This window comes from Arenimonas sp., assembly GCF_036275555.1.
Classification (GTDB): Bacteria; Pseudomonadota; Gammaproteobacteria; order Xanthomonadales; family Xanthomonadaceae; genus Arenimonas.
Genome location: NZ_DASUDO010000006.1, coordinates 61,952 through 82,182 on the forward strand (window position 1 = coordinate 61,952; position 20,231 = coordinate 82,182).

Consider the following 20,231-nt stretch of genomic DNA (forward strand, 5'->3'; position numbering starts at 1 on the left):
GTCAGAACGAATACTTGACGGTGAACGACGCGAAGTCGCGGTCGTGGATCTGGTTGAACTGCTTGGCGCCGCTGAACTGCGTGTAGCTCAGGTCGAAGACCAGCTTGTTGAGGTAGTTTGCTTCGACGCCGAGGGTCAGCGACTTGCGGTCCTCGAGGAAGTTGCCGCCCGGCCCCGGGGTGGTACCGCTGACGTCATGGTTGAACGCGATGCGCGGAGACAGCGTGAGCGGGGTGCCGAAGGCGCTGGCGTAATCGGCGCGGGCCGCCAGGCGGTAGCCCCACGAGAACGCGGTCGGGAAGCCGCCGCCCAGCGTCTGCGGGTTGCGCAGGCAGCCGAACTGCAGGGCGCCCGCGCCCGGGAAGCCGGCCGCGGCGACGTCGGCGACGTCGCAGCCACCGCCGGTGTCGGTGCCTTCACCTTCGTAACGCAGCACGGAGGCGTCCGGCAGGTCCCAGACCTCGGTGGCGCCGACTTCACCGACCAGGGCGACCTGGTTGGCGCCCAGCACCTCGGCGAAGGCCTTGGTGAAGGTCATCTGGATCTGGCTGACTTCATGCTCGCGCCAGCCACGGACTTCCTGGCCGAGGGCGAAGCTGCCCAGCTGGCTGTTGAAGCGTAGCGCCGGCACCGGGATGAACGGGTTGAGCGGGCTGAGCGCGCCGAACAGCAGCTCGACGTCGTCGACCTGCAGCGGGGCGTTCGGGCGGTGGCTGATTTCGCCCTGCCAGGCAACGCCGCCCGGCAGCGTGGTGTTCCAGCTCATGCCGAACAGCTGGATGTCTTCCGGATACTCGACGAAGAAGCGGCCGCTGGCGGCGCCCACGAGCGGGTTGTTGACGGCGCGGCCCGAGAGCAGCGGCACGCGGCTGTGGTAGTTCAGGAAGTAGAAGCCGAACTCGGTTTCGTTCAGGGCCTCGGCGTACCAGCGCAGCGCCATGCCGTACTGGCCGGCGTCATCGGCGGCGCGGTCCTCGATGCGGCCGACGGCGTTGCCGCAGCCGATGGCGATGATCTGGCCGGCGGTGGCCGGGCCGTAGATCGCGGCGAGGTCGGCGAAGCGATCCGAGGTGGCGAAGCCGGCCGGACCGTTGTAGCAGGTGGAGAAGAAGTTCTCGGGGTTGTACACCGGCTGCGGCGTGGTGCCGAAGCCCAGCATCACGTAGGTGCCGCCCGGGGTGCCGAAGTCGTTGGAGCTGAAGTAGGTGCCGGCGGCATCGACTTCGATTTCCTCGAACTCGAACATGTACAGGGCCTCGAGGGCCACGTTCTCGGACAGGTTGATGGAGGCCCAGGCCATGTCGATCGGCAGGAAGGCTTCCTTCAGCTCGGCGCCGGCCACGCGCAGGGCGGACAGGTCGACGGGGTTGATGACGTTGATGCCGTTCTGGATGAAGGTACCCTCGCCCCAGCTCACCACCTGGCGGCCGACGCGGACGGTGCCGCCGAGCTGACCTTCCTCGCCGAGCTCGAAGTTCTTGTAGACGAACATGTCGAGCATGCGGAAGCGCTGGCCGATGCGGTCCTGCGCGATCTCGGTGAGGTCGTCGCGGCCTTCGTTCTCGAAGTCGTGGAAGAAGGTGCCGCGGGCGAACGCGCCCCAGTCACGCCAGGTCAGGCTGACTTCGGAGGTGATCTTGAAGGCGCTGGAGATCGCGTCGCCGTCGTTGTACTTGAGGTTGCCGTCGTCGCGGTTGGCCGAGAAGCGGCCCGGCGCGGCGATCTGCGAGGGGGCGCCCGGCACGCCGCCGGTCGAGGTGCAGCGGCCCGGGCCGACCGGGATCGCGCCGAGCGGGAAGTTCTGCGCGCAAAGCAGCGGGTTGAACCAGGACTTGGCGATCAGGTTCTCGTCCTGCTCCTCGACGCGCCACGAGTAGCCGTAGGACACGGTGGTGTCCCAGCTGCCCGAGAGCTCGCCGCGCGAGAACTCGAAGGCCTGGGCGGCCGGGGCAAGCACGAGGCCGAGCGCGACGGCGGCGGCCAGCGGGGCACGAGCGGCCCGCCCGTGGTTTGCATGCAGTTTCTTCATGGGTGGATCCTCGGGTCAGGGCTTGCGTGCGGTAATCGGGGCACCACCAAATGCGGTGGCATCAAGGGGCGGGTGGAGTAACGCCGCAAAGGAATTGTTCTTCATGACGGTTCTGGCTCCCCCCAGACTCTAGAGCATTTCCTCTAGGCATATTAATTGTTCGTTAGGATTTGGCAATGCTCCCGCGTATGGTGCCGGTCACGCTTCCCTATGTTGCGGCGCAGCACGCGGCGGGAAGGCCTCGGGGCCGGGCCGGAAACCGCGCGGCGAGTGGCCCAGCGCCGTCCGCGCGGGGCCGCCGTCGTAGACCAGGTCCTGCCCCAGGCGGTCGAGGAAACCCTCGCCGAGCCCCGGCGTCCGGGTCAGCCAGCGCAGGCCGCGAACCGCCAGCCGGAACACCCATCCCGGGACCCGCAGCACCCGGGCGCCGGGCGCGCCGGCCGCGATCGCCCGCACCGCCATCTGGTCGAAGGGCAGCGTCTCGCCGCCCGGCAGGTCGAAGAAGCCGGGGCGCGGCCGCGGTTCGCGCAGGCAGGCCAACACCGCCGCGGCGACGTCCTCGACGTGCACGGGCTGGCGCAGCCCGCGGGCCGAGGCTGGCAGCGGCAGCAGGCGCCAGCGGCGCGCGGCGTCCACCAGCCGGCTGAGGTTGCGGTCGCGGCCGTTGCCGTAGACCAGGGTCGGGCGCAGCACGGTCAGGGCGATGCCGCGCGCGGCGGCGACCGCGGCCAAGCGGAGTTCGGCCGTGCGCAGCGACACCGCGAGCGCACGCTCGCCGGCCTCGGCGGAATCGCGCTTGGCATGCACGCTGGTCGAACCCAGGGCCACCACCCGCGCCGGCGCCAGCGGCGAGCGCTCGAGCCAGTCGGCGAACGCATCCAGCGGCCCGAGGCTGGCGATGGCGCCGGCCGCGGGCAGCCCCTCGAAGTCGTCCAGCCCGGCCTGCACCCAGCGCACGCCCCGCTGCGGCGCGCGCGCTTGCCGCGACACCGCCACGCAGGGCGGATCGCCCGGCGCCAGCGCCTGCGCGAAGGCCGTGCCCACTTGCCCGCTGAGCCCGAACACGAGCCATGGCGGGACATCCGGGGATCTGCGTTCTTCCATGCGCCGAGCATAGCGCCGCGGTCACGACACGGGCGCGACAAACGCATGGGTTAGACTTCCGGGCCGATCGTCGTCCCCCGGGGCGCCGGACCCGACCGCCGCCCCGCGCCGCTGGCCGCGGGGCGCCGACCAGCAAGGAACGCGATGCTCGAGGCACTGCTAGCCATTCCCTTCGTCCTGGCCCTGGCCATCGGGCTGCTGCCGCGCGAACGCCGCCGCACCGCCGCGTGGCTGGCGGGCCTGGCCCCCGTGGCCGGGCTGGTCCTGCTGGCGCTGCTCACGCCGCCCGTGCTGTCCGGGGAAGGCGTGCGCAGCCTCACCGAGTGGGTGCCGACGCTGGGCCTGGCCGTGTCGCTGCGGCTGGACGGGCTGGCCTGGATGTTCGCCGGCCTGGTGCTGGCGATCGGCGGCCTGATCGTGCTCTACGCCCGCTACTACCTCAGCGAAGAAGACAGCATGCCGCGCTTCTTCTGCTTCCTGCTGCTGTTCATGGGCTCGATGCTGGGGCTGGTGGTGGCCGGCAACCTGATCCTGATGGCGGTGTTCTGGGAGCTCACCAGCGTCAGCTCCTTCCTGCTGATCGGCTTCTGGAACCACCGCAGCGATGCCCGCGAGGGCGCGCGCATGGCGCTGGCCATCACCGGCACCGGCGGCCTGGCGCTGCTGGGCGGCGTGGTGCTGCTGGGCCGCATCGCCGGCAGCTACGAACTGGACGTGGTGCTGGCGGCGGGCCCGCAGATCCTCGCCAGCCCGTGGTACCCGGCGGCGCTGGGGCTGGTGCTGCTGGCGGTGTTCACCAAGAGCGCGCAGTTCCCGTTCCAGTTCTGGCTGCCGCACGCGATGGCGGCGCCGACGCCGGTGTCGGCCTACCTGCATTCGGCGACGATGGTGAAGGCCGGCGTGTTCCTGCTCGCGCGCCTGCACCCGGCGCTGGCGGGCAGCGACCTGTTCTTCTACGTGGTCAGCGGCATCGGCGCGGTCACGCTGCTGGTGGGCAGCTGGCACGCGATCTTCCAGCACGACATCAAGGGCCTGCTGGCCTACTCCACCATCTCGCACCTGGGCCTGATCACGCTGCTGTTCGGGCTCTCCACGCCGATGGCGGTGGTGGCGGGTTTGTTCCACATCATCAACCACGCCACCTTCAAGGCCTCGCTGTTCATGGCCGCCGGCATCATCGACCACGAGACCGGCACGCGCGACATGCGCCGGCTGGGCGGGCTGTTCAAGCTGATGCCCTACACCGGCGCGCTGGCGATCATCGCCTCGCTGGCGATGGCGGGCGTGCCGCTGCTCAACGGCTTCCTGTCGAAGGAAATGTTCTTCACCGAGGCGCTGGAGGTCGAGGGCCACCAGTTCATGCGCTGGGGCGTGGCGGCGGCGGCGGTGCTGGCGGGCGCGTTCGGCGTCGCCTACAGCCTGCGCTTCGTGGACGACACCTTCTTCGGACCTGGCCCGCTGCGGATCGAGACGACCCCGCACGAGCCGCCGCGCTGGATGCGCATCCCGGTGGAAGTGCTGGTGGTGGTCTGCCTGGCGGTCGGCATCGTGCCGGCGCTGACGATCGCGCCGGTGCTGCACGCCGCGGCCACCGGCGTGCTCGGCGACGACGTGCCGGCCTACAGCCTGGCGATCTGGCACGGCCTGAACGTGCCGCTGATGATGAGCCTGTTCGGCCTGGCCGCCGGCATCGCGCTCTACTTCGGCATCAAGCGGCTGATCGATCTCTACGGCATCAGCTACGACTCGCTGGGGCGCCGGGTGTTCGAGTGGAAGACCGACCGCGCGATCGCGTGGGCCGGGCGCCTCACCGCCACGCTCGAGAACGGCAGCCTGCAGCGCTACCTCGGCCTGATGGTGCTGGCGGCGCTGGTGATGGGCGCCACGCCCTTCCTGGCGGCGTCGCTGTCGCCCGGCGGTTCGCAGCCGATGCCGCCGCTGGGCTGGCTGGTGTGGGCGGTCGGCGTGGCGGCGACGCTGGCCACCGTCGCGCTGCACCGCCACCGCCTGCTGGCGCTGGTGGTGATGGGCGCGGTGGGCCTGGCGGTGAGCCTGGCCTTCCTGCTGCTGTCGGCGCCCGACCTGGCCCTGACCCAGCTGCTGGTGGAAATGGTGACGATCGCACTGATGCTGCTGGCGCTGAACTACCTGCCGGAGGAATCGCCGGTCGAGCGTTCGCGCCTGCGCCGATGGCGCGACGCGGCCATCGCGCTCGCGGCCGGCGGCGGCACCGCGGCGCTGGTGCATGCGGCGATCACCCGCCCGCTGGACACGGTGGCGACCGAGATGCTCGCGCTGTCGCTGCCCGAGGGCGGCGGCACCAACGTGGTGAACGTGATCCTGGTCGACATCCGCGGCTTCGACACGCTCGGCGAGATCACCGTGTTCGGCGTCGCGGGCCTGATCGTGCACGCGCTGCTGCGCCGCGTGCGCCTGCGGCCCGAGCGCGTGGTCGACGGCACGCCCGACCCGCTGCTGATCCCCAACCTGGTGGCGCGCCTGCTGCTGCCGCTGGCGCTGGCGGTGTCGCTCTACCTCTTCCTGCGCGGCCACAACCTGCCCGGCGGCGGCTTCATCGCCGGCCTGGTGCTGGCGGTGCCGATGTTGCTGCAGTACGTGCTGTCGGGCACCGACTACGTCGAGCAGCGGCTGGGCTTCGACTACCCGCGCGTGATCGGCCTGGGCCTCGCGGCCGCGCTGCTCACCGGCCTGGGCAGCTGGCTGCTCGGCTATCCCTACATGACCAGCCATACCGACTACGTCGCCGTGCCACTGCTCGGCAAACTTCCCCTGGCCAGCGCCATGGCCTTCGACACCGGCGTCTACCTGGTGGTGGCCGCCGGCACCCTGCTGATGCTGGGGATGATGGGCAGCGTGCGGGCGCCCGGCGCGCGGAGGGGCGGCTGATGGAGCTGGCGCTGTCGAGCTTCATCGGGGTGCTGGTCGCGGGCGGCGTCTACCTGCTGCTGCGCGCGCGCAGCTTCGACGTGATCCTGGGCCTGACCCTGCTGTCGTATGCAGTGAACCTGCTCATCTTCAGCATGGGGCGGCTGGTGGTGGGCAAGCCGCCGATCGTCGCCGAGGGCCTGGCGCCCACGCTGGCCAACCACGCCGACCCGCTGCCGCAGGCGCTGGTGCTAACTGCCATCGTGATTTCCTTCGCGATGACGGCGGTGCTGCTGGTGGTGGCGATCCGCAGCCGTGGCGAGAGCCGTACCGACCACGTCGACGGTGACGAGCCGCGGCCGGGGGATGGCCCGTGAGCCCGCACCTGGTGGTTGCGCCGATCCTGCTGCCGCTGCTGGCGGGCCTGTTGCTGCTGGTGCTGGGCACGCGGCGCGTGCAGGTGCAGCGCTGGATCGGCACCCTGGCCTGCCTCGGCGGCATCGCCCTCGCCGGCGCGCTGGCGCTGCAGGCCGACGACGGCGGCACCCGCGTCTACCTGGTCGGCAACTGGGCGGCGCACCTCGGCATCGCGCTGGTGGCCGACCGGCTGGCCGCCATCATGCTGCTGGCGACGGCGCTGCTGGCCCTGCCCTGCCTGGTGTTCGCGGCCGGTGGCTGGGACCGGCGCGCGCCGCATTTCCACGTGTTCTTCCAGTTCCAGCTGATGGGGCTCAACGGCGCTTTCCTCACCGGCGACCTGTTCAACCTGTTCGTGTTCTTCGAGGTGCTGCTGATCGCGTCCTACGGCCTGCTGCTCAGCGGCGGGCGCGGGCTGCAGATGCGCAGCGGCCTGCAGTACGTGGCCTTCAACATCACCGCGTCGACGCTGTTCCTGGTGGCGCTGGGCTTCATCTACGGGCTCACCGGCGCGCTGAACATGGCCGAGCTCGCGCATCGCGTCGGCCAGGTGCCGGCGGCCGAGGCGGCGCCGCTGAAGGCGGCGGCGGGGCTGCTGCTGGTGGTGTTCTGCGCCAAGGCGGCGCTGCTGCCGCTGTACTTCTGGCTGCCGGAAACCTACGCGCGCAGCCCGGCGGCGGTGGCGGCGATGTTCGCGATCATGACCAAGCTGGGCGTGTACGCGGTGCTGCGTGTCTTCAGCCTGGTGTTCGGCGCCGAGGCCGGTGCGCTGGCCGGGCTGGCCTGGCCCTGGCTGCTGCCGCTGGGCGCGGCGACGCTGGTGCTGGCGACGCTGGGCGCGCTGGCCGCGCCCTCGCTGAGGCTGCTGGCCGCCTACCTGGTGCTGGGTTCGGCGGCGACGCTGTTCATCGCGCTGGGGCTGGCGAGCGCGGACGCCGTGGGCGCGGGCCTCTATTACCTCGTGCACAGCACGCTGGTGGGCGGCGCGCTGTTCCTGCTGGCCGACCTGGTGCGCAAGCAGCGCGACAACGCCGGCGACAGCCTGCGCAAGTTCGACCGGCTGGGGCCGAAGGCGCTGCTGGGTTCGCTGTTCCTGCTGGCGGCGCTGTCGGTGGCCGGGCTGCCGCCGCTGTCGGGCTTCATCGGCAAGTTCAGCCTGCTGGCGGCGGTGCCGGAGGCGCACGTGGCCTGGCTGTGGCCGGTGCTGCTGGGCACCGGCGTGCTGACGTTGATCGCGCTGGCCAGCGCCGGCAGCCATGTGTTCTGGCGCGAAGGCGGCGAGGTGCCGGCGGCCGGGCGCGTGCCTGCGCTGCGCCGGGCCGAGGTGGGGGCGACGATCGCGCTGCTGGCGCTGGGCGTGCTGCTGGCCGTGGCCGGCGGGCCGGCGCTTCGCTACGCGCAGGACGCCGGGGCGCAGCTGATGTCGCCCGCGGGCTATATCGAGCAGGTGCGCGGCGCGCTGCCGCGGCCGGGGGTGTCGCCATGAAGGCCTGGTTCCCCGCGCCGCTGCTCAGCCTGGCGGTCTTCGTGGTGTGGCTGCTGCTGGCGGCCACGCTGGACCCGGCCCACCTGCTGCTGGCCGCGGTGCTGGCGGTGCTGCTGCCGCTCGCCGCCCAGCGCCTGCGCGGCGAAAGCGCAGGCATCCGGCGGCCGCTGCTGGCGGTACGCCTGGGCCTGCGGGTGCTGGGCGACATCGTGATGTCCAACCTTGAAGTCGCCGGGCGCATCCTGGGCCGTGAATCGAAGATCCACCCGGGCTTCGTCTGGATCCCGCTCGAGATCACCAACCCGCACGGCATCGCCGCGCTGGCCGGCATCATCACCATGACGCCGGGCACGCTGTCGGCCGAACTGGCGCCCGATGGCCGCCACCTGCTGGTGCACTGCTTCCACCTCGACGACGCCGCCGCCACGATCGCCCAGATCAAGCAGCGCTACGAGTCCCCGCTCAGGGAGATCTTCCCGTGATCGAAACCTGCCTGGACATCACGCTGGGGCTGTTCGCCCTGGCGATGCTGCTGAACCTGTTCCGCCTGCTGCGTGGCCCCACCCTGCCCGACCGCATCCTGGCGCTGGACACGCTGTACGTGAACACGATCGCGCTGCTGGTGCTGGTGGGACTGCGGCAGGGCAGCACGATCCACTTCGAGGCGGCGGTGGTGATCGCCATGCTGGGCTTCGTGGGCACGGTGGTGCTGTCGAAGTTCGTGATCCGCCGGGACATCATCGAATGAGCGCGCTCATGGAAATCCTGGTCTGCGCGATGCTGCTGCTCGGCGGCGGCTTCGCCCTCGTCGGCTCCTGGGGCCTGGCCAAGCTGGGCGACTTCTACCTGCGCCTGCACGGCCCGACCAAGGCCAGCACGCTCGGCGTGGGCGGCGTGCTGATCGCGGCGATGCTGTGGCAGCTGGTGCAGGGGCAGCCCAGCCTGCGCGAGCTGCTGATCACGCTGTTCCTGTTCATGACCGCGCCGGTCAGCGCCCACCTGCTGGCCAAGGCCGCCCTCGCCCTCGACCCCGCCTCCCGCCCCGCCGACCCGAAATAAATCGGTACCGGGTTCATTTTCTTTTCCGATGAGACCGAGCCCATGACCCTGCGATGCGTGGCACTGGTTTCGGGACCCGCGGCGGCCCTGGCGGCGTATTTCCTGCTGGTCAACGGCGGCAGTGCCCACGCGCTGGCGGCCACGGTGGGGCTGACGCTCTGGTGCGCGCTGTGGTGGATCCTCGAGCCGGTGCGCGGGCCGGTGACGGCGCTGCTGCCGCTGGCGGTGCTGCCGCTGCTGGGCGTGCTGGATGCCAAGCAGGTCGCGCAGAGCTACGGCCATGAGCTGATCATGCTGCTGGGTGGCGGCTTCATGCTCTCGCGCGCGCTCGAGCGCAGCGGCGCCCACCGGCGGCTGGCGCTGGGGATGGTGCGGGCCTTCGGTGGCCGCAGCGGGCGCAGCCTGCTGTATGGCTTCATCGCGGCCTGCGGACTGATCAGCATGTGGATCTCGAACACGGCCACGACGCTGCTGATGCTGCCGGTGGCGCTGGCGGTCCTCGAGGGTTATCCGGACAAGCGGCTGCACGCGCCGCTGATCCTGGCGATCGCCTACGCCGCGAGTGTCGGCGGCCTGGGCACGCCGATCGGCTCGCCGCCGAACCTGGTGTTCATGCAGGTGTATTCCGAGGCCACGGGCACGCGCTACGGCTTCCTCGACTGGATGGCAATCGGCGTGCCGGTGGTGCTGGTGTTCCTGCCGCTGATGGCGCTGTGGCTCGGCCGCGGCCTGGCGGGCGCGCCGGCGGCGGTGCTGCCCGACAGCGGGCCGTGGACGCCGGGCGAGCGGCGCGTGCTGGTGGTGTTCGCACTGACGGCGCTGGCCTGGATCTTCCGCAGCGAGCCTTTCGGCGGCTGGAGCGCGCTGCTGGGCCTGCCGGGCGCGAACGATGCCAGCGTGGCGCTGCTGGCGGTGGTGGCGCTGTGCGTGATTCCCGACGGGCGCGGCAGCCAGCTGCTGGACTGGGAGACGGCGGAGAAGGTGCCGTGGGGCGCGCTGGTGCTGTTCGGCGGCGGCATCGCGCTGGCGGCGGCGTTCCAGACGTCCGGCCTCAGCGCCGCGGTGGCGGAAAGCCTCTCGGGCCTGAGCGCGCTGCCGCTGCCCCTGCTGCTGCTAGGCATCGTCGGCGGCGTGGTGCTGCTGTCGGAGATCGCCAGCAACACGGCGACCGCGGTGCTGCTGATGCCCATCCTCGCCGCCACCGGCGTCGCCGTCGGCGTCGATCCCGCGCTGTTCATGTTCCCCGCCGTACTGGCAGCCAGCGTCGGCTTCATGCTGCCGGTGGCCACCGCGCCCAACGCCATCGCCTACGGCAGCGGCCTGGTCACGTCCCACGACATGCTGCGCCACGGCGCGGTGCTGGACCTCATCGGCGTCGCCGTCCTGAGCGCGATCTGCTACCTCGCCTTCGCCTGACAAAACCAAATGAACCTGGTTCATTTGGTTTTGCTGTTTGGGTTACTTTTTGGGGAGGTAGAGGTCGGTGATGGTGCCTTCCTGGATTTCGGCGGCCATGGCGACGGATTCGCTGAGGGTGGGGTGCGGGTGGATGGTGTGGCCGATGTCGCTGGCTTCGCAGCCCATCTCGATCGCGAGGGCGAGTTCGGCGATCAGGTCGCCGGCGTGGACGCCGACGATGCCGGCGCCGATCACGCGTTCGGTGTGCTCGTCGAAGATGAGCTTGGTGAAGCCCTCGGTGCGGCCGATGCCGACCGCACGGCCAGACGCCGCCCACGGGAATTTCGCCACGCCAACCGCCAGGCCCTTGGCCTTGGCTTCGGTTTCGGTGACGCCGACCCAGGCGATCTCCGGATCGGTGTAGGCCACCGACGGGATCACCCGCGCCACCCACTCCTTCTTGTGCCCGGCCGCGACCTCGGCCGCCAGCTTGCCCTCGTGCGTGGCCTTGTGCGCCAGCATCGGCTGGCCCACCAAGTCACCAATGGCGAAGATGTGCGGCACGTTGGTCCGCATCTGCTTGTCGACGGGGATGAAGCCGCGGTCGGTGACGTGCACGCCGGCCTTTTCGGCGTCGAGCTTGCCGCCGTTGGGCGCGCGGCCCACCGACACCAGCACGCGGTCGTACTTCGTGCCCGCGGGCACCGACGCGCCCTCGAAGGTGGCGTGCAGGCCGTCCTTCTTCGCATCCACCTTCGCGACCTTGCAGCCCAGGTGCACGGCCACGCCGCGCTTCTTCAGCAGGTCGGCCAGCGGCTTCACCAGGTCCTTGTCGGCGCCCGGCATCAGCTGGTCCATGAACTCGACCACGGTGACCTGGCTGCCCAGCGCCGAATACACGCAGGCCATTTCCAGGCCGATGATGCCGCCGCCGACGACCAGCAGCGTCTTCGGGATGTCCGTGAGCAACAGCGCATCGGTCGAGTCCATCACCCGCGCGTCGTCCCAGGGGAAACCGCCGAGCTTCACCGGCTGCGAACCGGCCGCGATGACGCACTGCCCGAAGCGCACCCGCTTCACGCCTTCCTGCGTGCGCACCTCCAGCTCGTTGGGCGACACGAAGCGGCCCTCGCCGGTCAGCGTGCGCACCTTGCGCTGCCTGGCCATGCCGGCCAGGCCCTTCACCATCTGCCCGACCACCTTGTCCTTGTGGCCGCGCAGCTTGTCGAGGTCGATCTTGGGCGTGCCGAACTCGATGCCGAAATCGGCGGCGTGCTTCGCCTCCACCAGCACCTCGGCCGCGTGCAGCAGCGCCTTGGACGGGATGCAGCCGACGTTGAGGCAGACGCCGCCCAGCGCGTCGTAGCGCTCGACCAGCACGGTGTCCAGGCCGAGGTCGGCGCTGCGGAAGGCGGCGGTGTACCCGCCGGGGCCGGCGCCGAGCACGAGCATTTCGCATTCGAGGTCCGCCTTGGCGCCGCTGTCCAGCGACGCGGCGGATGCCCTTGTGGGAGGGACTTCAGTCCCGATGCCCTTGGCAGTGTTCGCTCCGGCGGCGGCGGCGTTCGGGACTGAAGTCCCTCCTACAGGGGAGGCGACGGCGGCATCGGCCGCCTCGGCGATGGCGATCACGTCACCGGCGGAGACGGTGTCACCGACCTTCACCCTCAGTTCGGTGATGGTGCCCGCGGCGCTGGCCGGCACTTCCATCGTCGCCTTGTCCGACTCCAGCGTCACCAGGCCCTGGTCCTTCTTCACCGCGTCGCCGGGCTGCACCAGCAGCTCGATCACGGGCACGTCCTTGTCGTCGCCCAGGTCGGGCACGCGCAGTTCGATCTTGGCCATCGTTCTCTCCGGGATCAGGGGGCGCGCCAGCGGGCGTAGAGCTCCGGCCGGCGGTCTTGCAGGTTCTTGACGGTGCCGCTGCGGCGCGCCTCGCGCAGGGCGGCCAGGTCCAGGTCGGCGAACAGCAGCTGCTCGACCTGCGGCGCGGCCTCGGCGGCGATGCCTTCGGGCGGGAACATCACGTCGCAGGGCGTGTACACCGCCGACTGCGCGTACTGGATGTCGAAGTTGGCGACGTTGGGGCAATGGCCGACGTTGCCGGCCGCGACCAAGTACACCTGGTTCTCGACCGCGCGCGCGCGGCAACTCAGCGACACACGCAGGTGCCCGCTTCGCAGGTCGGTGCAGTAGGGCACGAACAGCACCAGCGCGCCCTGGTCCACCAGGTGGCGGCCGAGCTCGGGGAACTCGCTGTCGTAGCAAACCATCACCCCGACCGGGCCGGCGTCGGTTTCGATCACGCCGGCGGCGTCGCCGCCCTCCACCGCCCAGCTGGCCTGCTCGCTGGGCGTGATGTGCAGCTTGTCTCGGCGATGCAGCGCGCCGTCGCGGGTGGCGACATAGCAGATGTTGCGCAGGTCGCCCTCCGGCGTGCGGGTCGGGTGCGTGCCGCCGACCACGTGGATGCGGTACTGGTCGGCCAGGCGCACCAGCAGCGCGGTCACGTCGGGCGTGTGGCGGCTCAGGCGCTCGATCGCCGCGGCCGGATCGAGCATGGACGACTCGGCGCTGAGTAGCTGCAGGGTGAACAGCTCGGGGAAGACGATGAAATCGGCGCCGTAGTCGGCCGCCACCCGGACGAACTCCTCCACCTGCGCGGCGAAGCCGTCGAAGCCGGCGACCCGCCGCTGCCCGTACTGCACCGCCGCGACGCGGATGCGCGCGGGCACCGCGCCTGGAATGGCGGGCAGCGGCGCGGCCATCAGAGCAGCAGGCGGCGCAGGTCGCCCAGCACCTGGGCCAGGTAGGCGGTGAAGCGCGCGGCGGCGGCGCCGTCGATCACGCGGTGGTCGTAGCTCAGGCTCAGCGGCAGCATCAGGCGCGCGTCGAAGTCCTTGCCGTTCCAGACCGGCTTCATCGCGCTGCGCGACACGCCCAGGATGGCGACTTCCGGCGCGTTGATGATCGGCGTGAACGCGGTGCCGCCGATGCCGCCCAGCGAGCTGATCGAGAAGCAGCCGCCCTGCATGTCGGCCGAGGTCAGCTTCTTGTCGCGCGCCTTGGCGCTGATCTCGCCCAGCTCCTTCGCCAGTTCCAGCAGGCCCTTGCGGTCCGCGTCGCGGATCACGGGCACCACGAGGCCGTCGGGCGTGTCCACGGCGATGCCGATGTGGAAGTACTTCTTGAGCACCAGGTTGTCGCCGTCGAGCGAGGCGTTGAAGGCCGGATACTTCTTCAGCGCGGCCACCGCGGCCTTGATCAGGAACACCAGCGGCGTGACCTTGGTGTCCTTGTTCTCCTCGCCCAGCTTCTTGCGGAAGGCCTCCATCTCGGTGATGTCGGCGTCGTCGAACTGGGTGACGTGCGGGATCATGGCCCAGTTGCGCGCGAGGTTGGCGCCGCTGAGCTTCTGGATGCGCGAGAGCGGCTTGCTTTCGACCGGCCCGAACTTCGCGAAATCCACCTTCGGCCACGGGATCAGGTCGAGCCCGCCGCCACCGCCGGTCGCGCGGGGTGCGCCGCCGCCGGCCAACGCCGACTTCACGAAGGCCTGCACGTCCTCCTTGCTGATGCGGCCGGCGCGGGCGCTGCCCGTCACCTGCGACAGGTCCACGCCCAGCTCGCGCGCGAACAGGCGCACGGCCGGGCTGGCGTGCGGCACCTTGGCCGGCATCAGCGCGTCGGCGTCGAAGCTGACGGGCGGGCTGCTGCGCGAGGGCGCCTCCGCCGACGCAGCGCGCGGGGCTTCGGCCGGCTTGGCCGGGGCCGGGGCCGGGGCCGGGGCGGCGGATTCAGGCCTGGCGACGGCAGCCGGCGCCGGCGCGGCAGCGGGGGCGGGCGCGGGAGCAGGCGCCGCCGCGGGTTTGGCGGGCGGAGGCGCCGCGGCCGCCACGGCCGGCTCGATCAGCGCCACCACCGAGCCCTCGGACAGCTCGTCGCCGACCTTGACCTTCAGCTCGCGCACGATGCCGTCGAACGGTGCCGGCACTTCCATCGTCGCCTTGTCCGATTCCAGCGTCACCAGGCCCTGGTCCTTCTTCACCACGTCGCCGGGCTGCACCAGCAGCTCGATCACGGGCACGTCCTTGTCGTCGCCGATATCCGGCACCCGCGCTTCCTTAAGCTCGGCCATGGTCCACCTGGGTTCCGCGAAATGAGTCCGCGCCCATTGTCCCCCGTTCGCCGACGACGGCCAAGCGCCGGGCAAAAAGAACCCCCGGGGTAACGGGGGCCTTGGATTGGCGCAAACACCCTGGCGACGCGTGCTGTTCGCCGCCAGGCGAGGCCGGTAACGGCCCGAGCGCAATGTCACCCTTGGAGAGCAGGGCCAGTCTGGCCGCCACCGCGGCGACGATGCGCGTGCGGATGGTGACAGTGACTGCAGTCATGGACTGCCCCCGGCGCCGGAAGTTCCCGGCGAGCCTGAATCGTTCACGCGACTTGGACGCCGGCCTCACCGGGGCTTGAAGCGGCGCTCGCGAGGATCGGCGGGCCGGAAAGACCGGTCCCCCCGATAACCCCGCAAGGAGCCACCCCATGTCCCGCATTGCCCTGATCGCCCTCGCGCTTGGCGGCGCGCTCGCCGCCACCGGCGCCAACGCCCAGTCCTTCACCGCCACCCTCGGCTACCAGAACACCGACCCGAAGTCCGACAACGGCACGCTCGCCGGCGCCCGCGCCAGCGTCAACGATGACTGGAGCCTGACCGGCAGCTTCGCCTACGGCTTCAACGACAACTTCTCGGTCGAGCTGTGGAGCGGCCTGACCGCGTTCGAGCACGAAGTCTCGCTGGCCGGCCTCGGCACCGTCGCCACCGTCGAGCACCGCCCGACCACGCTGAGCCTGAACTACCACTTCAACACCGACGGCCAGTTCCGCCCGTTCATCGGCGCCGGCTACGGCGTGGTCAACGTCTCGGGCGAGCAGAGTCGCGGCGCGCTGGCGGGCCTGGGCATCGACGGCGACAACGCCAACGGCCTGAGCCTGACGCTGGGCGCGGACGTGTACTTCAACGACAACTTCTTCGTGCGCGCCGACGTGCGCAAGCTCGACTTCGACACCGAAGTGACGGTGGAGACCCTGGGCAACGTCGGCACCGCCGAGGTCGACCCGCTGGTCTACGGCATCAGCGCCGGCTTCCGCTTCTGATCCACCGCTGAAAACCCCCGGGGCGGCCCCACCGCCCGCCCCGGGGACCCCGCGCTTCAGCCTTCGCGCTGGGCGCGCTGCGCGCGATGTTCCGCGCGCATCTGCTGGCGGTGCGCCTTCAGTTCGTCCGCGCTGATCTCGCCGTTGTTGTTGGCATCGATCACCGCGAAGTGCTCCGCCCAGCGCGGCATCTTGTTCCCCAGCTCGGCGCGGCTGATCGCGCCGTTGCCGTCGTCATCCATGCCCTTGAAGAGGCCGCGCTGGTAGGCGTGCATCGTCCGCATGCGGTGATGGCGCTTGCCCTGCATGGCGTGGCGGCGCGCGTCGGCGATTTCAGTGCGCTCAAGCTCGCCGTCGCGGTTGGCGTCGATGCGGTCGAAGTTGCGCACCATGCGATCACCGAAGGCCTGGGCCTCGATGCGGTCCAGGCGGCCGTCGCGGTCCTTGTCGGCCTCGGCGAAGCGCGCCTCGGCCTTGGCCTGCCACTCGGCGCGGCGCGCCTCGCGGTCGGCGCCGGCGTCCTGCGCAAAGGCGAAGCCGCTGGCCAGGACCAGGGCGGTGCAGATCAGTGGCTTGAACATGTGGATCTCCCTCGTGGCGGCCCATTCCGCCCATGCCACCGAAAACGTGGCAACCCGGCACGCGTTGACGGGGCGCGCGAGGCCGCGGGGCATCCGTTCAGCCTCGCCATGGCGCCGCTTGCCGCCGTCCGGGCGCTGCGGCATCGTTCCCCCGGCGCCCCCTGGAGAAACGCCGATGAAGACGCGACTGCTCGCCCTCGCCCTGGTGATCCCGCTGGCTGCCTGCCGGCAGGAGGCGCCCGCGCCCGCCGCCGAGGCCCCGCCGCCGCCGATGGCCACCGCGCCGGAACCGGCGCCCCCGGAAGACACCGCCGTGCCCACCGTGCCGCGCGCCTTCCTTTGCCGGGGCAACGAACCCTTCTGGTCGCTGGACATCACGGCCGACCGCGCCCTGCTCAAGACACCCGACGCCGAAACCGAACTGCAGGGCGAACTGGCGGCCGCCGACGGCGGCAGCTTCCGCTTCACCGGCGCGCCGGAAGGCAGCCCCGAGGAATCGGTGGCCACGCTCATCGCGCCGGGCCAGTGCTTCGACACCATGGCCGACGGCCCTGCGTTTCCCTTCAGTGCCCAGGCCAGCTTCGGCGGCGGCGCGCCGGTGAACGGCTGCTGCAGCGCCGAGATGGGCCTGGACCTCGACGCCGCGCCGGTGTTCGAGGCCGCCGGCAAGCCCGACACCGACTGGACGCGCCGCCTCGCCGAGCTCGACGAGGCGATCGGCCGCTGCGTCCAGGACGCGGGCGTGGTCACGGTGGCCGTCACCAGCGCCTGGCCGATGAACCGCGGCAAGGCCGGCGTGCGCCTGCGTGACCCGGGCGATGCCCGCTTCGACTGCATCGTCGACCTGGGCAGCGGCAAGATCGACAACGTCACGGCCGTCGCCGCCGACGACCGGGTGCCCAACGAAGGCCAGCCGCTCTGGCTGCCGGCCGGCAACGGCCCGCCGATCCTCGGCTGCGGCCGGGTCGAGCGGGTGATGCTGGGCGGCGACGCCGTGGTGGGCTACCTGCACTACACCGACGGCTGCGGCTGAGGCCGCGGCGTCAGGCCGCGGGCAGCCCCAGCCGGGCGCAAAGGCCGCCCTCCGGCGCGGCGTCCAGCACGAGCTGGCCGCCGTATCCGGCGGCCAGGTCGGCCGTGATCGCGAGGCCCAGGCCGGTGCCGGGCGTGCGCTCATCGAGGCGCACGCCGCGCTGCAGCGCCGCCTCGCGCTGGCCCGGCGGCAGGCCCGGGCCATCGTCGCGCACCTCGATCCACAGGCCGGCGGCGGCAAGGCCCGCCACCACGCGCACCTGTCCGCGCGCCCATTTGCAGGCGTTGTCGAGCAGGTTGCCGAGCATTTCCTCCAGGTCGTCCTCGGCGCCGCGGAAGCGCAGCGCCCCGGGCACCTGCACGTCCCATGACAACGCCTTGTCGGCATGCGCGGCCTGCAGCAGGGGCTGCAGCCGCGCCACGGCCGCGGCGACGCCGGCGGCGCCGCGCAGGTCCACCGGCGTGCCGGCGGCCAGGTGCCGTTCGACCACGGTGCGCATGCGTGCGGTTTGTTCGGCCACCAGCGCGGGCAGGTCGTGGCCCGGGCGCTGGGTGCCGGCGTCCAGCACGGCCAGCGGCGTTTTCAGCGCGTGTGCCAGGTCCTGCGAAGAGCGGCGCGCACGCGCGACCATGCGCTCGTGGTGCTCGAGCAACTGGTTGAGATGCTCGGCCAGTGGCATGACCTCGGTGGGCAGCGGTGCCGGATCCAGGCGCCGGGCCTCGCCGCTGCGTACTTTCGCCAGCCCGTTGCCGAGCCCGCGCAGCGGCTTCAGGCCATAGCGCACCTGCCCGGCCGCGGCCAGCGCCAGCCCGGCCGCCAGCAGCGCGAAGGACAGGCCGGCCAGCCAGCGGAATTCCTCGACCTCGCGGCGCAGGATGGCCTGGTCGCTCGCCACCCATACCCGCACCGGCGCGTCGACGCCCGGCAGCTGAATCGTGCGCTCGGCGCTGCGCAGCACCTGCCCGCGCGGGCCCGCCACTTCCCGGAGCCGCAGCGCGCCGTCGGTGGCGGCGACCGGGAGCACCGGCGCGAAGTCCCACATCGAGCGCGAGCGGAACGCCCCCGGCCCTTCGCCCACCTGCCAGTAGTGGCCGGAGAACACGCGCGCGTAGCGGCCGTCGGCGGGCTCGCGGCGCATCCGCACCTGGCCGTTGCCGTCGCGCGCCAGCACGCCGGCCACCGTCACCAGGTCATCGGCCAGGCGTCGGTCGAAGGCACCCAGCACCGCGCGTTCGAAGGCCGCGCCCAGCAGCCACGCCGCCAGCAGCGAGGCGGCGGCGATGCCGGCGAGGCTGGCCAGCAGCAGGCGCCCGCGCAGCGAGCGCAGCGTCCTCATGGCGGGTCGCCCAGCACGAAGCCCTGGCCGCGCAGCGTGCGCAGCAGGCCCGGCCCGAGCTTTCGCCGGATGCGGCTGATCAGCACGTCGAGCGCGTTCGAATCCGGGTCGAAGCCGCCTTCGTACACATGCTCGCCCAGCACGCCGCGCGTGATCACCTTGCCCGGGTGGTGGATGAAGTAGGACAGGATGCGGAATTCCTGCGCGGTCAGCGCCAGCGGCGCACCGTCGAGGCTGAAGCGCGACGTGTTCACGTCCAGCACCAGCGGCCCGCAGGCGAGTCGCGGATGCGCATGCCCGGCGCTGCGGCGGATCAGCGCGCGCAGGCGCACGATCAATTCCTCCAGCTGGAAGGGCTTGGTGAGGTAATCGTCGGCGCCGGCGTTGAAGCCGGCCAGCTTGTCGTGCCAGCGGCTGCGCGCGGTCAGCACCAGCACCGGGAAGCCGCGCCCGGCGTCGCGCCAGCGGCCCAGCGCGGCCAGCCCGTCCATGCCCGGCAGGCCCAGGTCGAGCACCGCGGCGTCGAACGCCTCGGTCTGGCCCAGGAATTCGGCCTCGTTGCCATCCGCGACCGCGTCGACCGCGAAGCCGGCCCCGGCCAGGGCCTCGGCGATGCGTGCGCGCAGCGTCGGGTCATCTTCCGCCAGCAGGATGCGCATCAGTCGTCGTCATCGTCATCGTCCACCTCGAGTTCGAGCAGGCGGCCGCTGCGGGCATCGTAGGTGAGTTCGACCACGCGGCCGTCCTCGCGCAGGATCTCGATCTCGTACTCGCCGTCGTCGAGCTCGACCTCCAGCACCTCGCCCGGGTGCTCGCGTTCGGCCCGGGCGAGCAGGCGCTCGAGCGGCACGAACTCGCCGCGGCGCACGCCTTCGCGCGCGCGCCGCGAATCGTCGTCCGCCTGCACGGGCACGTGCAGCGCGGCGACGGCGCCGGCGATAACCAGCAGGATGGGAAGCTTGGGCATGCGCGCAGTGTGCCGGGAATCATTAACGGCTCCGTTAACGACCCGATCATGGGCCTGTTAGGCGCGGTGCGGATAGTGGCGTCCACCGGCAACGACCGGACCCACCCACCGAAGGAGACACCCCATGAAGACCCCCACCCTGCTGATCGCCCTCTCGCTCGCCTTCGCCGCCAGCGCGGCCTCCGCCCAGCCGGTCGGCAGCGCCGCCGACGCCACCGCCCGCCTGCAGGCAGCCGGCTACGCCGACGTCCGCGACCTCGAGTACGACGACGACCTCTGGGAAGCCGAAGTGCGCCACGCCGACGGCCGCTGGCACGACGTGGCCCTCGACCCGGCCACCGGCGAGCTGATGGACGACCGCGGCGACCGCGGCCTGATGACCGCCGGCGACGTGATCGCCCGCCTCCAGGCCGCGGGCTTCACCGAGGTGCGCGACCTCGACCTCGACGATGCCGTGTGGGAAGCGGACGCCCGCGGCAGCGACGGCCGCCGGGTCGAACTGCGCATCAACGCCCATTCCGGCCGCGTGATCTCGGAGGAGATCGACGACTGACCGCCGCGCCAGGCGGAATCCCCGGACGGGCCGCGAAAGCGGCCCGTTCCTTTTCCGACCCCGCGCCGGATCAGCCACGCCCGCGGCCGGCGGGCCCGTCGGATTTCGCCCCCGGAGGGCGTAAAGTCCGTTTTCACCCGCAAGGTGTCGTTTTCGCCACTGCCGGGGGCGGCCCGTGGGGCGGACGCTGTGCCTACCCCGGGCCTCGCCCGATTCGCACGGAGCCAC

At 71.5% G+C, this 20,231-nt stretch carries 19 protein-coding genes; 10 read left to right on the top strand and 9 right to left on the bottom strand.

Going from position 1 to position 20,231, the window contains the following annotated elements; all coding sequences use genetic code 11:
- Position 1: 1 nt before the first annotated feature.
- Positions 2–2,029 (bottom strand): DUF1302 domain-containing protein, encoded by a 2,028-nt coding sequence (locus tag VFV21_RS01265; protein WP_329667741.1) that lies wholly within the window; start codon positions 2,027–2,029, stop codon positions 2–4.
- Positions 2,030–2,227: 198 nt separating this feature from the next.
- A complete protein-coding gene (locus VFV21_RS01270) occupies positions 2,228–3,133 on the bottom strand; it encodes an SDR family oxidoreductase (RefSeq protein WP_329667742.1) in 906 nt (301 codons plus the stop codon).
- A 144-nt stretch (positions 3,134–3,277) separates the two neighbouring features.
- Between VFV21_RS01270 and VFV21_RS01275 the strand changes: the two genes are divergently transcribed.
- Genes VFV21_RS01275 through VFV21_RS01305 form a run of 7 tightly spaced genes read left to right on the top strand, consistent with a single transcriptional unit; the run spans position 3,278 to position 10,397 of the window.
- A complete protein-coding gene (locus tag VFV21_RS01275; RefSeq protein ID WP_329667743.1) occupies positions 3,278–6,040 on the top strand; it encodes a monovalent cation/H+ antiporter subunit A in 2,763 nt (920 codons plus the stop codon).
- The gene (locus VFV21_RS01280; protein WP_034210002.1) at positions 6,040–6,396 is read left to right on the top strand and encodes a Na+/H+ antiporter subunit C; all 357 of its coding nucleotides are present in this window, start codon (positions 6,040–6,042) and stop codon (positions 6,394–6,396) included. The genes VFV21_RS01275 and VFV21_RS01280 overlap by 1 nt, the downstream gene beginning before the upstream one ends.
- The gene (locus VFV21_RS01285; RefSeq protein ID WP_329667744.1) at positions 6,393–7,922 is read left to right on the top strand and encodes a monovalent cation/H+ antiporter subunit D; all 1,530 of its coding nucleotides are present in this window, start codon (positions 6,393–6,395) and stop codon (positions 7,920–7,922) included. Before VFV21_RS01280 ends, VFV21_RS01285 begins: the two co-directional genes overlap by 4 nt.
- Positions 7,919–8,404, top strand: a complete 486-nt coding sequence (locus VFV21_RS01290; protein WP_034210004.1) for a Na+/H+ antiporter subunit E — start codon at positions 7,919–7,921, stop codon at positions 8,402–8,404. The genes VFV21_RS01285 and VFV21_RS01290 overlap by 4 nt, the downstream gene beginning before the upstream one ends.
- A 44-nt stretch (positions 8,405–8,448) precedes the next feature.
- The gene (locus tag VFV21_RS01295; protein WP_245593928.1) at positions 8,449–8,670 is read left to right on the top strand and encodes a K+/H+ antiporter subunit F; all 222 of its coding nucleotides are present in this window, start codon (positions 8,449–8,451) and stop codon (positions 8,668–8,670) included.
- Positions 8,667–8,981 carry a Na+/H+ antiporter subunit G gene (locus VFV21_RS01300; protein ID WP_034210007.1) on the top strand — a complete coding sequence of 105 codons (315 nt, stop codon included), beginning with the start codon at positions 8,667–8,669 and terminating at the stop codon, positions 8,979–8,981. Before VFV21_RS01295 ends, VFV21_RS01300 begins: the two co-directional genes overlap by 4 nt.
- Before the next feature lie 42 nt (positions 8,982–9,023).
- Positions 9,024–10,397 carry an SLC13 family permease gene (locus VFV21_RS01305; protein ID WP_329667745.1) on the top strand — a complete coding sequence of 458 codons (1,374 nt, stop codon included), beginning with the start codon at positions 9,024–9,026 and terminating at the stop codon, positions 10,395–10,397.
- A gap of 42 nt (positions 10,398–10,439) precedes the next feature.
- Here VFV21_RS01305 and lpdA read toward each other — a convergent pair whose 3' ends face one another.
- The 3 genes from lpdA to VFV21_RS01320 are packed head-to-tail and all read right to left on the bottom strand — an operon-like array spanning position 10,440 to position 14,517.
- On the bottom strand, positions 10,440–12,224 hold the full coding sequence (lpdA, locus tag VFV21_RS01310; protein WP_329667746.1) for a dihydrolipoyl dehydrogenase: 1,785 nt from the start codon (positions 12,222–12,224) through the stop codon (positions 10,440–10,442).
- A 14-nt stretch (positions 12,225–12,238) separates the two neighbouring features.
- On the bottom strand, positions 12,239–13,147 hold the full coding sequence (locus VFV21_RS01315; RefSeq protein WP_329667747.1) for a carbon-nitrogen hydrolase family protein: 909 nt from the start codon (positions 13,145–13,147) through the stop codon (positions 12,239–12,241).
- On the bottom strand, positions 13,147–14,517 hold the full coding sequence (locus tag VFV21_RS01320; RefSeq protein ID WP_329667748.1) for a dihydrolipoyllysine-residue acetyltransferase: 1,371 nt from the start codon (positions 14,515–14,517) through the stop codon (positions 13,147–13,149). Before VFV21_RS01320 ends, VFV21_RS01315 begins: the two co-directional genes overlap by 1 nt.
- Positions 14,518–14,921: 404 nt before the next feature.
- Here VFV21_RS01320 and VFV21_RS01325 point away from each other — a divergent pair, with 404 nt between their 5' ends.
- Positions 14,922–15,533: an OmpW/AlkL family protein gene (locus tag VFV21_RS01325; protein ID WP_329667749.1), complete on the top strand. Its 612-nt coding sequence runs from the start codon at positions 14,922–14,924 to the stop codon at positions 15,531–15,533.
- Between the two features lie 56 nt (positions 15,534–15,589).
- Here the strand turns inward: VFV21_RS01325 and VFV21_RS01330 are convergent, their stop codons facing one another.
- A complete protein-coding gene (locus VFV21_RS01330) occupies positions 15,590–16,114 on the bottom strand; it encodes a hypothetical protein (RefSeq protein ID WP_329667750.1) in 525 nt (174 codons plus the stop codon).
- 175 nt (positions 16,115–16,289) lie between these two features.
- On the opposite strand from VFV21_RS01330, the gene VFV21_RS01335 reads away from it, so the two are divergent.
- Positions 16,290–17,147, top strand: a complete 858-nt coding sequence (locus tag VFV21_RS01335) for a hypothetical protein (RefSeq protein WP_329667751.1) — start codon at positions 16,290–16,292, stop codon at positions 17,145–17,147.
- A 10-nt stretch (positions 17,148–17,157) separates the two neighbouring features.
- On the opposite strand, the gene VFV21_RS01340 is transcribed toward VFV21_RS01335, so the two are convergent.
- From VFV21_RS01340 to VFV21_RS01350, 3 genes are read right to left on the bottom strand one after another with little or no spacing between them, the layout of a single operon-like run.
- Positions 17,158–18,483, bottom strand: coding sequence for a sensor histidine kinase (locus VFV21_RS01340; RefSeq protein ID WP_329667752.1), 1,326 nt, complete (start codon positions 18,481–18,483; stop codon positions 17,158–17,160).
- Positions 18,480–19,142, bottom strand: a complete 663-nt coding sequence (locus tag VFV21_RS01345; RefSeq protein ID WP_329667753.1) for a response regulator transcription factor — start codon at positions 19,140–19,142, stop codon at positions 18,480–18,482. Before VFV21_RS01345 ends, VFV21_RS01340 begins: the two co-directional genes overlap by 4 nt.
- Positions 19,142–19,450 carry a PepSY domain-containing protein gene (locus tag VFV21_RS01350; RefSeq protein WP_034210040.1) on the bottom strand — a complete coding sequence of 103 codons (309 nt, stop codon included), beginning with the start codon at positions 19,448–19,450 and terminating at the stop codon, positions 19,142–19,144. The genes VFV21_RS01345 and VFV21_RS01350 overlap by 1 nt, the downstream gene beginning before the upstream one ends.
- A 124-nt stretch (positions 19,451–19,574) precedes the next feature.
- On the opposite strand from VFV21_RS01350, the gene VFV21_RS01355 reads away from it, so the two are divergent.
- Entirely contained in the window at positions 19,575–20,003 is a 429-nt protein-coding gene (locus VFV21_RS01355) for a PepSY domain-containing protein (protein WP_329667754.1), read from the top strand.
- The last annotated feature ends 228 nt before the right edge of the window (positions 20,004–20,231 follow it).